At 70.0% G+C, this 13,790-nt stretch carries 11 protein-coding genes and 2 pseudogenes; 8 read left to right on the top strand and 5 right to left on the bottom strand.

The window, feature by feature from the left end:
- Positions 1–22 precede the first annotated feature (22 nt).
- The 4 genes from IH68_RS0146355 to IH68_RS0146340 all read left to right on the top strand — a co-directional run bounded on the left by IH68_RS0146355 (position 23) and on the right by IH68_RS0146340 (position 3,390).
- A complete protein-coding gene (locus IH68_RS0146355; protein ID WP_030949179.1) occupies positions 23–484 on the top strand; it encodes a hypothetical protein in 462 nt (153 codons plus the stop codon).
- A 17-nt stretch (positions 485–501) separates the two neighbouring features.
- Complete coding sequence (locus IH68_RS0146350; protein ID WP_030949176.1) at positions 502–756, top strand: hypothetical protein; 255 nt, start codon at positions 502–504, stop codon at positions 754–756.
- Positions 757–835: 79 nt separating this feature from the next.
- Complete coding sequence (locus IH68_RS0146345) at positions 836–1,618, top strand: DUF2127 domain-containing protein (protein ID WP_030949168.1); 783 nt, start codon at positions 836–838, stop codon at positions 1,616–1,618.
- Positions 1,619–1,806: 188 nt separating this feature from the next.
- Positions 1,807–3,390, top strand: coding sequence for an AAA family ATPase (locus tag IH68_RS0146340; RefSeq protein ID WP_051834087.1), 1,584 nt, complete (start codon positions 1,807–1,809; stop codon positions 3,388–3,390).
- 27 nt (positions 3,391–3,417) lie between these two features.
- On the opposite strand, the gene IH68_RS0146335 is transcribed toward IH68_RS0146340, so the two are convergent.
- Positions 3,418–4,191, bottom strand: a complete 774-nt coding sequence (locus tag IH68_RS0146335) for an aldo/keto reductase (protein WP_078912923.1) — start codon at positions 4,189–4,191, stop codon at positions 3,418–3,420.
- On the opposite strand from IH68_RS0146335, the gene IH68_RS0146330 reads away from it, so the two are divergent.
- The 4 genes from IH68_RS0146330 to IH68_RS0146315 all read left to right on the top strand — a co-directional run bounded on the left by IH68_RS0146330 (position 4,097) and on the right by IH68_RS0146315 (position 7,616).
- Complete coding sequence (locus tag IH68_RS0146330; RefSeq protein WP_037886441.1) at positions 4,097–4,495, top strand: Lrp/AsnC family transcriptional regulator; 399 nt, start codon at positions 4,097–4,099, stop codon at positions 4,493–4,495. The two genes, IH68_RS0146335 and IH68_RS0146330, sit on opposite strands and share 95 nt — an antisense overlap.
- Positions 4,496–4,524: 29 nt before the next feature.
- Positions 4,525–4,914 (top strand): MerR family transcriptional regulator, encoded by a 390-nt coding sequence (locus IH68_RS0146325; protein WP_030949160.1) that lies wholly within the window; start codon positions 4,525–4,527, stop codon positions 4,912–4,914.
- Positions 4,911–5,225, top strand: a complete 315-nt coding sequence (gene trxA / locus IH68_RS0146320; protein ID WP_030949156.1) for a thioredoxin — start codon at positions 4,911–4,913, stop codon at positions 5,223–5,225. The genes IH68_RS0146325 and trxA overlap by 4 nt, the downstream gene beginning before the upstream one ends.
- Before the next feature lie 168 nt (positions 5,226–5,393).
- Positions 5,394–7,616, top strand: coding sequence for a HelD family protein (locus IH68_RS0146315; RefSeq protein WP_037886440.1), 2,223 nt, complete (start codon positions 5,394–5,396; stop codon positions 7,614–7,616).
- A 200-nt stretch (positions 7,617–7,816) separates the two neighbouring features.
- Here IH68_RS0146315 and glgB read toward each other — a convergent pair whose 3' ends face one another.
- From glgB to IH68_RS0146295, 4 genes and pseudogenes are all read right to left on the bottom strand, one after another.
- The gene (gene glgB, locus IH68_RS0146310; RefSeq protein ID WP_030949153.1) at positions 7,817–10,363 is read right to left on the bottom strand and encodes a 1,4-alpha-glucan branching enzyme; all 2,547 of its coding nucleotides are present in this window, start codon (positions 10,361–10,363) and stop codon (positions 7,817–7,819) included.
- Positions 10,364–10,420: 57 nt separating this feature from the next.
- Positions 10,421–11,809, bottom strand: a complete 1,389-nt coding sequence (locus IH68_RS0146305) for a maltokinase N-terminal cap-like domain-containing protein (protein WP_030949152.1) — start codon at positions 11,807–11,809, stop codon at positions 10,421–10,423.
- 106 nt (positions 11,810–11,915) lie between these two features.
- Positions 11,916–13,190: pseudogene (locus IH68_RS51015) on the bottom strand (alpha-amylase family glycosyl hydrolase).
- Positions 13,187–13,790 (bottom strand): annotated as a pseudogene (locus IH68_RS0146295) (alpha-1,4-glucan--maltose-1-phosphate maltosyltransferase); the annotation flags it as partial. The pseudogenes IH68_RS0146295 and IH68_RS51015, both read right to left, overlap by 4 nt.

Raw genomic sequence — 13,790 nt, 5'->3', positions numbered from 1 at the left:
AGAAGGAAGTCCGGGGAACCCCATGGACAAGTTTCGTCAGACGTTGATCGGCACAGCCGCAGGTGCGGTGTTCCTCGCCGCAGGCGTGGCCCCGGCGCAGGCGGCCCCGGCCCAACCGGCCGGAGGGCGTGCACACATGAGCATCAGCGGCGTCTGCGGTTCGCTGCTGGCCACCGGTGTAAGTGCCGCCTCGCTGGGGAAGACCATCGCCTCCAAGGGGGCCGGCTGGGTGGGGGCAATCGTCTCCGCCGGCTGCCTGCTGAAGGACACCAAGGAGTACAGCCGGGCGTTCAACGCCAGCCCGGCGGGCATAGCGCGCGTCAAGAAGATCCAGGCGAAGTACCACAACTACACCTTCGAGCACTTCATGAAGGACTTCGGCTGCAAGTTCATCCCGAACCCGCCCGGCGGCGGCACGGACGCCACGCCGGCCCTGGCTGCCGCCAAGTCCGGCCACTGGGACTGCAGCTCGGCCGGCGACTGAGCATGGAAGGGGCAGGCGTGGACATCACCCTCGTACTCGTGCTCGTCGTCGCCGAGCTGGTCGTGCTGACCGGCGGGTACCTCGACGGACAGACGCGCACGAGACCGGGGAGGGGTGTCCGCGCCGCCCGAGTGCTCGGCCCGCTCGCCGCCGCCGCGGTCGGCGTGGCGCTGGTGCCCGACCCTGTGTGGAAGGTGGCGGTGGCTCTGGTCACACCCGCGCTGGTCAAGACCGCCGACGCAGGGGCGCGTCGATTCTCACCGGGTTCTTAACCTCTTCCACTAGCGTGCCTGGTCTGTTCAGCACACACGCGGCACGTCGCAGGCCGACGGCACGGGGGAGACGTAAGGAATGACAATCGACTGGGACCGGCGCACGTGTGCCCGCAAGGGGCACGTGACGTATGCGCCGGACGAGCCGGGACTGAAGGCGCGGCTGCACGCGCAGACCGCCCTCGGGGACGTCTGGCGCTGTCTGCGCTGCGGCGACTTCGTGCTCGGCGAGCCGCACGGCTCGGGACCGGCGGACCATGCGCCCCTCGTGCCGCGCGGCAAGGTCCTGCGCGATCTGTTCATCCTGCGCTTCCTGGCGATCGAGCGGGCCGTGCGCGGCGTGTTCATCGTGCTGGTGGCGCTGGCCGTGTGGAAGTTCAGCAACAGCCAGGACTCGGTGCGCCGGCTCTTCGACGAGTACCTCGACGTCTTCCGGCCCGTCTTCAGGCACTTCCACTACGACCTCGACCACTCGCCGATCGTCGACACCGTCCAGAAGACCTTCGGCTACAAGCACTCCACGCTGGTGCTGGTGGCCGTACTGCTCCTGGCCTACGCCCTGATCGAGCTCGTCGAGGCGGTCGGCCTCTGGTACGCCAAGCGCTGGGCGGAGTACCTCACGGTGGTCGCCACCGCCGCCTTCCTCCCCCTGGAGATCTACGAACTCACCGAGCACGTCAGCTGGTTGAAGATCGGCACGCTGGTCCTCAACATCCTCGCCGTCCTCTACATCGCCCTCGCCAAGCGACTGTTCGGGCTCCGGGGCGGCCGTAGGGCCTTCGAGGAGGAGCGGGAGAGCGCGTCGCTGCTGGAGGTCGAGGAGTCGGCCGGCGTGCCGGCCCACTCCACGCAGGCCGTCTGAGCCGTCCAGGCCCGCCCGGGCGTTCCAGGACCTGTCCGTCGGATCAGCCCGGCGCCGCGGGCCTGGCACGCACTCCGAGCATGCCAGGCGACCGTTTGGCGACACTTGCCCTAAATCCTTTGCCTCCCGCGCCGGTTGGGCCCAGGCTGGAGAACCTCGGAGCGCACGGCCGGACGCACGGAGGCGACATGGGGGAGTCCGAACGGGTCGAGATCGTCGGCTCGACCGAGTACGAGCGGCGGTACGGCACGGACCGCAAGCCGTCGCCGCTGTCGATGGAGCAGGTCAACGATCTGTTCCACGAGTTCCTCGCCGCCGTGGCCCACCCCCGGCGCAAGGAGGACGACGACCGCCGCAACCTCACCAAGCGGCTGCGCGAGCACCTGGGTACGGCTCCGACGGACCGCCCGGTGGTCAAGGCCGCGTATCCGCCCTACGACCTGCCCAACGTGCATCTGGCGCTGGAGCGCTGGTTCGCGGCGGACGGCCGTTCCTACGACCTGATCGGCATGCGCGGCGCCCAGCACCACGGCGAGCTCACCCTCGGCGACATCCTCGAAGCCGCCGACCGCTATGACCGGTTCACGATCGGCGCGGTCGACTACGCGCACCTGCCCGTCTCGCCGGACGAGGAACTGGCCTGCGTCTCCTGCGGTTTCTACCTCGGCACGGCCGGCGACGAACGGTTCGCGGTGCTGCTGCGCGGACCGGCGGACGAGTACGGGCGCAACAAGGTCGAGATCGAGGTCCTCGCGCAGGACAAGGAGTTCGCGGACCGGCTGCTGGCCGAGATCGACGCGATCGTGCGCGAGCACAACATCTTCCGCGGCCAGGTCCTGTCCTTCGAGGGCTCGCAGTTCGGGCACGGCCTGGGCCCCTTCCGCTTCCACCGCAGGCCGGGCCTGACCCGCGACGACATCGTGCTGCCGGCCGGCCTGCTGGAGCGGGTGGAGCGCCAGGTGGTGGGCGTGGCCCGGCGCCGCGAGCAGCTGCGCGCGGTCGGCCAGCACCTGCGCCGGGGCCTGCTGCTCTACGGGCCGCCCGGCACCGGCAAGACGCACACGATCCGCTATCTGCTCTCCCATCTCCCGCAGTTCACGGCGGTCATCCTCTCCGGCACCAGCATCGAGGCCATCGGCCCGGCCTGCGCCCTGGCCCGTATGCTCCAGCCCGCCCTCGTCGTCCTCGAGGACTGCGACCTGATCGCCGAGGCCCGCGACTACGGCGGCGGGGAGCAGCCCCTGCTCTTCCAGGTGCTGAACGAGATGGACGGCCTCGGTGACGACGCCGACGTCGCCTTCCTCCTCACCACCAACCGCGCCGACCTGCTGGAACCGGCCCTCGTCCAGCGGCCCGGCCGCGTCGACCTCGCCGTGGAGATCCCGCTCCCGGACGCGGAGGGCCGCGCCGCCCTGCTCGCCCTCTACGGTGCGGGGCTCGGCCTCGGCAAGGACATCGCGGACGAGGTCGTGGCTCGTACGGAGGGCACGACGGCGTCCTTCACCAAGGAGCTCGTACGGCGTTCGGTCCTGATCGCGGCGGAACGCGAGGCCCCCCGCACCGAACCGGCCGACGTCCACGAGGCCCTCGACGAACTCCTCTCCGACCGCGACCGCCTCACGCGCCGGCTGCTCGGGGTACGGGACGGAAGCGAGGACGAGGAGTGGTTCTCGGCTCAGGACGAGGACGACGACGTAGACGTACGGGGTCACGGCGGACCGCCTTCAGGGGAGTGGCTGCTGGGCCCGCGCCCCGGCCGGTCTCCCCGCTGACGTCCGGACGTCCGGACGCGGGACTCCTCAGCCGGCCGGAGCGACCTCCTCGTCCAACCGCGCCAGCTCCTCCGTGGCGAGCACCAGGTCCGCCGCGGCCGCGGAGTCCCGGATCGTCTGCGGACGGCTCGCCCCCGGAATCGGGACGACGACCGGAGACCGTGCCAACAGCCAGGCCAGACAGACCTGTTGAGGGCTGACCCGGTGCGCGGCCGCCACTGAGTGGAACGCACCGAAGCGCACCTGACCCCCGACCCTCGACGGCCCGTCCAGGGAGCTGCGGGAGACACCGCCCAGCGGGCTCCACGGCAGGAACGCCAGCCCCAGCTCCGCGCACAACCGCAGCTCGGCCTCGCTGTCCCGTACGGCGGGCGAGTACTGGTTCTGCACCGAGACCAGACGGTCGCCGAGGATCGCGTGGGCGGCACGGATCTGGTCCACGTCCGTGTTGGAGACGCCGGCCAGCCGGATCTTGCCCTCGTCCAGGAGCTCACGCAGCGCGCCGACCGACTCCTCGAAGGGCACCCCGGGGTCCGGCTTGTGCAACTGGTAGAGGTCGATCGCCTCGACGCCCAGCCGTTTGAGGGAGGCCTCCGCAGCGGCCTTGAGACGGCGCGGGGTGCCGTTCACCGTCCAGCTGCCGTCGGCAGGCCTGCCCCGGCCGCCCTTCGTGGCCACCAGTACGTCGGCGGTGTCACCGCCGTAGGTGGCGAGGGCGCGGGCGACGGGGCGCCGGGTCCGGCTGAGCCCGGCCGCGGTGACCGAGCGGGTGCGGCGGCTGGAGGCGACGGGTGCGATCACCGGGTACGGCGCCCAGGTCGCCCCCGCCCGCCTCGGCTACGGCATCCAGGCGTTCGTCCGGGTCAACCCGCACGGCGGCTACAACCTGAGGCACCCCAGGACCCTGGAACTGACCGCCCGCCCGGAGATCACCGAGGTGCACCACGTGGTCGGCGAGGACTGCTGGATCCTCAAGGTCGCCGTCCAGGACACGGTCCACCTGGAGGAGATCCTGGAACAGACCTCGGTGCTGGGCCGCACCACGACCTCGATCGTGCTCACGTCCCCGGTCGAGCGGAAGCCGCTGCTGCCGCCCTTGCCCTGACGTCGGCGTCAAGGATTACGTTCGTATGCATGCGAATCGGCGAGCTGGCCGAACGGGCCGGGACCACGACGCGGACGCTCAGGTACTACGAGTCGCGCGGGCTGCTGCCCGCGCGGCGCGGCGGGAACGGGTACCGCACCTACGACGAGAGCGACCTGAAGCTGCTCCGGCAGATCCGGACGCTGCAGGACTTCGGGTTCGACCTGGAGGAGACGCGGCCGTTTGTGGAGTGTCTGCGGGCGGGGCACCCCGAGGGCGACTCCTGCCCGGCCTCACTCGCGGTCTACCGGCGAAAGCTGGACGAACTCGACGCGCTGATCGGCGAGCTGCAGGCCGTGCGGGCGACGATCGGCGTGCGGCTGGCGGCCATGGCCGACGTGGAATCACCGTTGTGCGAACTGGGAGGGCAGGAACTGTGATCGACGTGACGGACGAGGACTTCGCGGCGCAGGTGATCGGGTCCGAGTTGCCGGTGCTGGTGGAGTTCACGGCGGACTGGTGCCCGCCGTGCCGGCAGATGGGGCCGGTCCTGCACGCCCTCGCCGCCGAGGAGGCCGATCGTCTCAAGGTGGTGCAGCTGAACGTGGACCGCAATCCGGAGACCACGAACGCCTATCAGGTCCTCTCGATGCCCACGTTCATGGTCTTCCGCGACGGTGAGCCGGTCAAGGCGATGGTGGGGGCCCGGCCCAAGCGGCGGCTGCTGGCGGAGCTGGCGGACGTCCTCTGAACCGGACTCCGAGCTCACGCAGTACACAAGAAATCCCCCGAGCAATTGCGCTCGGGGGATTTCTCTGTGTAAGTTTAATGATTCGCGACTTCAAGGGGATTGGGTCGCAAAGAAGTTCACTGGCGTCATTGTATCTGCCCGGGAGTGGAATTGTCAAACAGCGATGAAATTCGCAGGGAACAGGAATTCATCGACGCCCTGTACGCGCGCGTGGACGCCCTGCGCGGCCACACCGAGGCGGGCGTCACGGATGCGCTCGGCCAGGGCAACACGCCCATGCAGGCCCGGCTGGAGCGGGACATCCTGGTCGCCGAGCGGTCCGGGCTGCTCGCCGCGCTGAACGCCGTCGACGGTTCCCTTTGCTTCGGCCGTATCGACTTCACCTCGGGCACCAGGCACCACATCGGCCGCATCGGGCTGCGCACCGACGACGCCGAGCGCACACCGGTCCTGATCGACTGGCGTGCCGACGTCGCCCGCCCCTTCTACCTGGCCACCGGCCACACCCCGATGGGCCTGCGCCGGCGCCGGCACCTCACCACCGAGGGCCGCCGGGTGACCGCCCTGCACGACGAGATCCTCGACCTGGGGGACCGGGAGCGGACCGGCCACGAGGACCCGACCGGTGACGCGGTGCTGCTTGCCGCCCTCGACGCCGCGCGCACCGGCCGTATGCACGACATCGTGCAGACCATCCAGGCCGAGCAGGACGAGATCATCCGGGCGCCGCACCGGGGTGTGCTGGTGGTCGAGGGCGGCCCGGGCACCGGCAAGACGGCCGTCGCCCTGCACCGCGCCGCGTATCTCCTCTATGAACACCGGGAGCTGCTCGCCAAGCGGGCCGTCCTCATCGTCGGCCCCAACCCCGCCTTCCTCGGCTACATCGGCGAGGTGCTGCCCTCGCTCGGTGAGACGGGGGTGCTGCTCGCGACGGTCGGGGAGCTGTTCCCCGGAGTGAAGGCGACGGCGGGCGACAGCCGTGCGGCGGCCGCGGTGAAGGGCCGCGCCGACATGGCGGACGTGCTCGCCGAGGCCGTACGCGACTGGCAGGCGCTGCCCGACCCGGTGATCGCGATCGAGCACGACCGGGAGATCCTGATGCTCGACGACGGCCTGGTGAAGATGGCCCGCGAGCGCACCCGCGCCGCCGGGCTGCCGCACAACGTGGCCCGGGAGCACTTCGAGGGGCACATCCTCAACACGCTCACCGAGATGTACGCCGAGCGGGTCGGGACGGACCCCTTCGACGGTACGAGTCTGCTGGATGCGAGCGACATCACGCAGATCCGCGACGAGATCGCCGAGAACCCCGAAGTGTGGGCCGCCATCGACCAGTTGTGGCCGCGGCTGACCCCGCAGCGCCTGGTCGCGGACTTCCTCGCCGATCCCGTCGGCTATCTCCCCGACGAGGACGCGGCCGCGATCCGCCGTCCGGTGACACGGGCGTGGACGGTGGCGGACGTACCGCTGCTGGACGAGGCCGCGGAACTGCTCGGCGTGGACGAACGTGTGGCGCGGGCCCTTGCCGAGCGGGAGCGGGAGACGCAGGTCGCGTATGCGCAGGGCGTGCTTGACGTCTCGTACGCCTCGCGGACCTACGAGTTCGAGGACAAGGACGAGGAGGACTCCGAGGTCCTGTCCGCGCACGACATCATCGACGCCGAGCGGTTCGCCGAGCGGCACGAGGAGGACGACCACCGCAGCGCCGCCGAGCGTGCGGCGGCCGACCGGACCTGGGCGTTCGGGCACATCATCGTCGACGAGGCGCAGGAGCTGTCGCCGATGGCGTGGCGGCTGCTGATGCGGCGCTGCCCGACGCGGTCGATGACGCTGGTCGGGGATCCGGCGCAGACGGCGGAGCCGGCGGGGGTCGGATCGTGGGCCGGGATTCTCGAACCGTATGTCGAGGACCGCTGGGAGCATGCCCGGCTGGGCGTCAACTACCGCACGCCGGCAGAGATCATGGAGGTCGCGGCAGCGGTGGTGCGGGCCGAGCAGCCGGACTTCTCGCCGCCGAGTTCGGTGCGGGCCACTGGCGTTCGGCCTTGGGTGCGTGCGGTCGACGATCTGCCCGATGCGGTCGCCAAGGCGGTGGAGGAGCTGACGCCTGCGGAGGGGCGGTTGGCGGTGATCGCGCCGCGGCATCTGCACGGGAAGCTGGCCGCTCGGCTGGACGGGGTGGTGGCGGGGGGTGAGCCTGATCTGACGCGGGGGGTTGTGCTGCTGGATCCGCGTCAGTCGAAGGGGCTGGAGTTCGACTCGGTGCTGGTGGTTGAGCCGGGGCTGTACGGCACGAGTGATCTGTATGTGGCGCTGACCCGGGCCACGCAGCGGTTGGGGGTGCTGCACAGTCGGGCGCTGCCGAAGGCGTTGGCCGCGGCGCTTGCGTGACCGGCAGTTTTCGCCCCCGCCGCCCCTTCCCGTCCCGACCCGGGGGCCGGCCCCCGGACCCCCGCTCCTCAAACGCCGGAGGGGCTGATTTTTTCAGCCCGTCCGGCGTTTGAGGACGAGGCCGTTCAGGCCGAAAGCGGGGGTCTGGGGGCGCAGCCCCCAGGGACGGGAATGGGAAGGGGCGGTGGGGGCGAGGAAAGTCAGGCCGGGCGTAGCCAGACCGTTGCCAGGGGTGGCAGGGTCAGCCTGATGCTGGCCGGGCGGCCCTGGTGGGGCTGGGGTTCCGGTTTGATGACGTCGGGGTTGGTCACGTCGCTGCCGCCGTACTTCCCGATGTCGGTGTTGAGGGTTTCGTGCCAGGCGGGGACGTCGTCGGGAACCCCCAGCCGGTAGTCGTGGCGGACGACGGGCGAGAGGTTGGAGACCGCCAGCAGCGGGGTGCCGTCGGCAGCGAGGCGCAGGAACGCGAAGACGTTGTCCTCGGCCGCGTCGCCCACGATCCACTGGAAGCCGGACGGGTCGGTGTCCCGCTGCCACAGGGCGGGGGTGTGGCGGTAGACGATGTTGAGGTCGCGGACCAGGTCGCGGACCCCGCGGTGGTCGGGTTCGGCGCCGTACGCGGGGTCCAGGAGCCACCAGTCCGGGCCGTGCGCCTCCGACCACTCCGCGCCCTGGGCGAACTCCTGGCCCATGAAGAGGAGTTGCTTGCCGGGGTGGGCCCACATGAAGGCCAGATAGGCGCGCAGGTTGGCGCGCTGCTGCCACCAGTCGCCCGGCATCTTTGACACCAGTGAGCGTTTGCCGTGGACCACCTCGTCGTGCGAGATGGGCAGCACGTAGTTCTCGCTGTACGCGTACACCATCGAGAAGGTCATCTCGTTGTGGTGGTACTTGCGGTGGATCGGCTCGTGGCTGATGTAGTCGAGGGAGTCGTGCATCCAGCCCATGTTCCATTTGAGGCCGAAGCCCAGCCCGCCGAAGCCGCCCGGGCCCCGGTGGTGCGTGGCCCGGGTCACGCCGTCCCAGGCCGTGGACTCCTCGGCGATCGTGACCACGCCCGGCACCCGCCGGTATACCGTCGCGTTCATCTCCTGCAGGAAGGCCACCGCGTCCAGGTTCTCCCGGCCGCCGTGCTCGTTCGGGACCCACTGTCCGGGCTCGCGCGAGTAGTCGAGGTAGAGCATGGAGGCGACCGCGTCGACGCGCAGGCCGTCGATGTGGAACTCCTCGCACCAGTAGATGGCGTTCGCCACCAGGAAGTTGCGCACCTCACGGCGGCCGTAGTCGAACTCCAGCGTGCCCCAGTCGGGGTGCGCGGAGCGGAGCGGGTCCTCGTGTTCGTACAGGGGGCGGCCGTCGAATTCCGCCAGTGCCCAGTCGTCCCGCGGGAAGTGCGCCGGCACCCAGTCCATCAGGACACCGATGCCCGCCTGGTGCAGCGTGTCGACCAGGTACTTGAAGTCGTCGGGGGTGCCCAGGCGGGCCGTGGGGGCGTAGAAACCGGTGACCTGGTAGCCCCAGGAGCCGCCGAACGGGTGCTCCGCGATCGGCATCAGTTCGACGTGGGTGAAGCCGAGGTCCTTGACGTAGGCGGGAAGCTGCTCGGCCAGTTGACGGTACGTCAGGCCTGGGCGCCAGGACGGGAGGTGGACCTCGTAGACCGAGAACGGCGCCTCGTGCGCGGGGACCTCCGCACGCTGCTCCAGCCACTGCGCGTCGTGCCACTCGTGGTGGGAGGCGGTGACGATCGACGACGTGTTCGGCGGGGCCTCCGTGCGCCGGGCCAGCGGGTCCGCGCGCAGGGTCTTCGAACCGTCGGGCCGGGTGATCTCGAACTTGTACAGCTCGCCCTCGCCGATCCCCGGTGCGAACAGCTCCCAGACACCGGAGGAGCCGAGCGAGCGCATCGGATGGCCGGTGCCGTCCCAGAAGTTGAAGGTGCCGGCCACGTGCACACCGCGCGCGTTCGGCGCCCACACGGAGAAACGGGTGCCGGGCACGCCCTGGTGCGTCATCGGGTGCGCGCCGAGCACCTGCCACAGATACTCGTGCCGCCCCTCGCCGATCAGGTGCAGGTCGAGCTCGCCCAGCGTGGGCAGGAAGCGGTACGCGTCCTCGGTCTCCAGGGCCGTCTCCTCGTACCGCACGAGGAGCCGGTACTCGGGGACTTCGGTCAGGGACAGCAGGGCGGAGAAGAACCCGTCCCCGTCGTCGTGCAGCTCGGCCCGCAGGTCCGCGGCGACGACGGTCACGGACAGCGCGTACGGCCTGAAGACCCGGAAGGCGACCCCGCCGGGGACCGGGTGGGCGCCCAGCACGGTGTGCGGGTCGTGGTGGGTACCGGCGAGCAGCCGCTCGCGGTCACCGACGGACACCTCCGGCGACGCAACCGGAACCTGTGCGGCGACCTTCTTCCCAGCCCTGACGGCCTTTTTGGCGGGTGTCTTTGTGACCGCTGTCTTCTTGACCGCCGCCTGCTTGGCCGCTGTCTGCTTGGTGGCTGTCTGCTTGCTTGCTGTCTGTTTGGTGACTGTCTTCTTCGCCGTGCTTTTCTTCGCCGGGCTCTTCTTCGCTGGTGTCCCGGCCGCCGTGGTCTTCGCCGCGACGGCCTTTTTCGTGGCTGCCTTCTTGGCGGTGGTCTTCGTCGCCGCCTTCTTCACCGATTTCTTGGGCTCGGTCGCCTTCTCCGCGGCCTTCGCGGCCTTCTTCTTCGGATCCGAACCGCTGGGCGTGGGGCGGGGGGTCACGGGCGGCGCCTCCTCGGCGAAGGTGAGGTCGGTCGGGGGTGGGCTGAGGGGGGTGGGTCAGTGGGGGTCGGATGCGGCGTAACGCTCTATCGCCGCCATCGGCACGGGCAGCCAGTCGGGGCGGTGGCGGGCCTCGTAGACGACCTCGTAGATCGCCTTGTCCGTTTCGTAGGCGCGCAGCAGTACCGGATCCATGCGCGGATCTCGGCCGCTGACCTCGGCGTATCCGGAACAGTACGCGGCCCGGCACGCCTCGGCCCAGCCCTCTGCCTGAGGGACGGCTGAGTGGGCCGCGTAGTCGAAGGACCGCAGCATTCCCGCGATGTCCCGCACCGGTGGCTGCGGCATCCGCCGTTCGGCCAGCGGCTTGGACGGCTCGCCCTCGAAGTCGATCAGCCACCACTGACCGGCCGGTGAGCGCAGGCACTGCCCGAGGTGCAGGTCGCCGTGGATGCGCTGCGCGGTCCAGGTACGGCCCTCCGCGGCCAGGTCGGCGAGCGCCGTGAACGCGGTGTGCAGGGCGGGGGCGTACGGCCGTAGCGCGGGCACCGCCTGCGCGGCCACCTCGAGGCGCTCGATCATGCCGTCGGCCAGCAGCTGCAGCTGGGTGTGGCCCAGGGTGACGGTCGGCAGTGCGCGGGCGAGTGCCGTGTGCACCTCGGCCGTGGCGCGGCCCAGTGCCCGCGCCTCCGCGCCGAAGTCCTCGCCCTTGGCCAGCTCGCGCAGCGCCAGCTCCCAGCCGTCCGTGGCACCCTGCAGGAACGGCTGGAGCACGCCGAGTACGTACGACTCCCCGGCCAGCTCCGCCCGCAGCCACGCCGTCGGCGCGGGCACCCGGGGGCAGTTCTCGTGGGCGAGCGCCAGCGGCAGCTCCAGGTCGGGGTTGATGCCGGGTACGACTCGGCGCAACAGCTTGAGGATGAACGTATCTCCGTAGACGACCGACGAGTTCGACTGCTCGGCGGTCACCAGTCGCGGGACGAGCCCGGTGCGGATCTCCTCGCCGGGCTCCCGCTCGAAGCGCAGCCCGCCGATACGGGCCTGGGTGCGCAGCGCCTCCAGGAGCACCTCGGCGGGCCGGGAGTCGTACAGGGCGTCGTACACCGTGCGTCCGGTGAGCGGGCCCTGATCCACGTGTCCGATCAGCGCGGGCGCGAGCCGGGGCGGCAGCGCCTCGCGCACGCCTATCAGCAACTGGTAGCAGTCGCCGGGGTGGGGCTCGGCGCCGAGCGTGAGCGGCTGATGGGCGCGCACCAGCAGATGGAACAGGCCCAGCCTGCCGTCGGCCGGCAACAGTTCGGTGGCAGCGACCAGCGAGAACCCGGTGACCGGCCGCCCCTTGCCCGCGAACCAGCGCTGCCGCGGCAGCCATTCCCGCAGCAGGGGATCCAGGGACGCGAGCAGGCCAGGACTTGTCTTGCCGGAAAGTGTGACAGTTTCCGCCATGGTGTCACATTCCTTTCCCCGGGTGGTCGGGGTGTTACTGATGCGTGCCCCGGGTGGGACAGGGGAAACCGCCCCACCCCGGGTTCTGCGTGGGCGCTGCGAGGCTCTACGCGGGGTCCTTGCGGAGCCTGAACCAGTAGAAGCCGTGCCCGCCCAGGGTCAGCAAGTACGGCAGCTCGCCGATGGCCGGAAAGCGCACGCCGCCGAACAGCTCGACCGGATGCCGCCCGTTGAAGATCCGCAGATCCAGCTCCGTCGGCTGCGCGAACCGCGAGAAGTTGTGCACGCACAGCACGAGATCGTCCTCGTACTCCCGCAGGAAGGCCAGCACCGCCGGGTTGGAGGACTGGAGTTCCGTGTAGGACCCGAGGCCGAAGGCCGGGTTCTGCTTGCGGATCTCGATCATGCGGCGGGTCCAGTGCAGCAGCGACGAGGGCGACGACATCGACGCCTCGACATTGGTGACCTGATAGCCGTAGACCGGGTCCATGATGGTCGGCAGGAACAGCCGCCCGGGGTCACAGGACGAAAAACCTGCGTTGCGATCCGGTGTCCACTGCATCGGGGTGCGTACGGCGTCCCGGTCAGCTCGTCGTGGTTGCGCAGGAAGATGCCCCATTGGCAGCCCGCGGGGATGGCGGGGGTCTTGGCGAGGATTTCCGAGACGGGGTAGCGGGATTCCCGCCGTACGGCCATGAAGATGCGGGGCATGACCGGGAAGTGGAATGCCATGTGGCATTCGTCGCCGCCGCTTTCGAAGTCGCCGAAGTAGTCGACGACGTCCTCCGGCCACTGGTTGGCCTCCGCCAGCACCACCGTGTCCGGGTAGGAGGCGTCGATCTCCTTCCGTACCCGCTTCAGGAACTCGTGGGTCGCCGGGAGGTTCTCGCAGTTGGTGCCCTCCTGCTGGTACAGGTACGGCACCGCGTCCAGCCGGAAGCCGTCGATGCCCAGGTCCAGCCAGAACCGCAGCGCGGAGATCATCTCCTCCTGGACGGCCGGGTTCTCGTAGTTGAGGTCCGGCTGGTGGGAGAAGAAGCGGTGCCAGTAGTACTGCTTGCGGACCGGGTCGAAGGTCCAGTTGGAGGCCTCGGTGTCGACGAAGATGATCCGCGCTTCCGGGAACTGCTTGTCGTCGTCTGCCCAGACGTAGTAGTCGCCGTAGGGCCCGTCGGGGTCTTTTCTCGATTCCTGGAACCAGCCACTGCAGATAGTCGAGTTTGGCGGTGATGCCCTTGAGGTCGCCGATGCCGTCGCCGTTGCTGTCCTGGAAGGAACGGACGAGGACCTCGTAGAAGACCGCACGCTTGAACCAGTCCGGGTCGCGGTCCTTGGCGGGTGTGTCCTCGAAGGTGTCCTGAACGGGCTCATTGACGATCATGTTGTGGGTGACCCCCCGATCTGCGGGTTGGACGGTCGCAGGACGCTGCTGTGCTCACCCGGGGGCTGACCCCCGGACTCCCGGCCGACAACAAGGACGTGTGCCCCGCCTGGCCGAAGGCGCACATAGTTGGACCTGCCCCAGTGATAGGTCTCGCCGGTGAGTTCGTCCCGCACCGGCACCGACTCGTGCCATTCCAGGCCGAGTTGCGGCATGTCCAACGAGACCGTGGCCTCCTGGGTGTGGTGCGGGTCGAGGTTGGCGACCACCAGAACAGTGTTCGAGCCGCTCCGCTTCGAGTACGCGATCACAGCGTCCTTGTCCGCGTGGTGGAAGTGGAGGTCGCGCAGCTGACGCAGGGCGGGGTTCGAGCGCCGGATGGCGTTGAGCCGGGTGATCAGAGGGGTGATGGTGCGGCCTTCGCGTTCGGCTGTCTCCCAGTCGCGTGGGCGTAGCTGGTACTTCTCCGAGTCGAGGTACTCCTCGCTGCCCGCGCGCAGCGGGAGGTTCTCGCACAGTTCGTAGCCGGAGTAGACGCCCCAGGTGGGGGAGAGGGTGGCGGCCAGGACCGCGCGCAGTTCGAAGGCGGGGCGGCCGCCG

This window comes from Streptomyces sp. NRRL S-646 (assembly GCF_000720765.1).
Taxonomy (GTDB): domain Bacteria; phylum Actinomycetota; class Actinomycetes; order Streptomycetales; family Streptomycetaceae; genus Streptomyces.
This window is presented reverse-complemented; position numbering and strand designations above follow the sequence as displayed.

Bases quoted from the DNA above. Each gene is read 5' to 3' on its own strand.
- IH68_RS0146355 (WP_030949179.1), top strand. From the start codon at position 23: ATGGACAAGTTTCGTCAGACGTTGATCGGCACAGCCGCAGGTGCGGTG.
- IH68_RS0146345 (WP_030949168.1), top strand. From the start codon at position 836: ATGACAATCGACTGGGACCGGCGCACGTGTGCCCGCAAGGGGCACGTG.
- IH68_RS0146340 (WP_051834087.1), top strand. From the start codon at position 1,807: ATGGGGGAGTCCGAACGGGTCGAGATCGTCGGCTCGACCGAGTACGAG.
- IH68_RS0146325 (WP_030949160.1), top strand. From the start codon at position 4,525: ATGCGAATCGGCGAGCTGGCCGAACGGGCCGGGACCACGACGCGGACG.
- IH68_RS0146305 (WP_030949152.1), bottom strand. From the start codon at position 11,809: ATGGCGGAAACTGTCACACTTTCCGGCAAGACAAGTCCTGGCCTGCTC.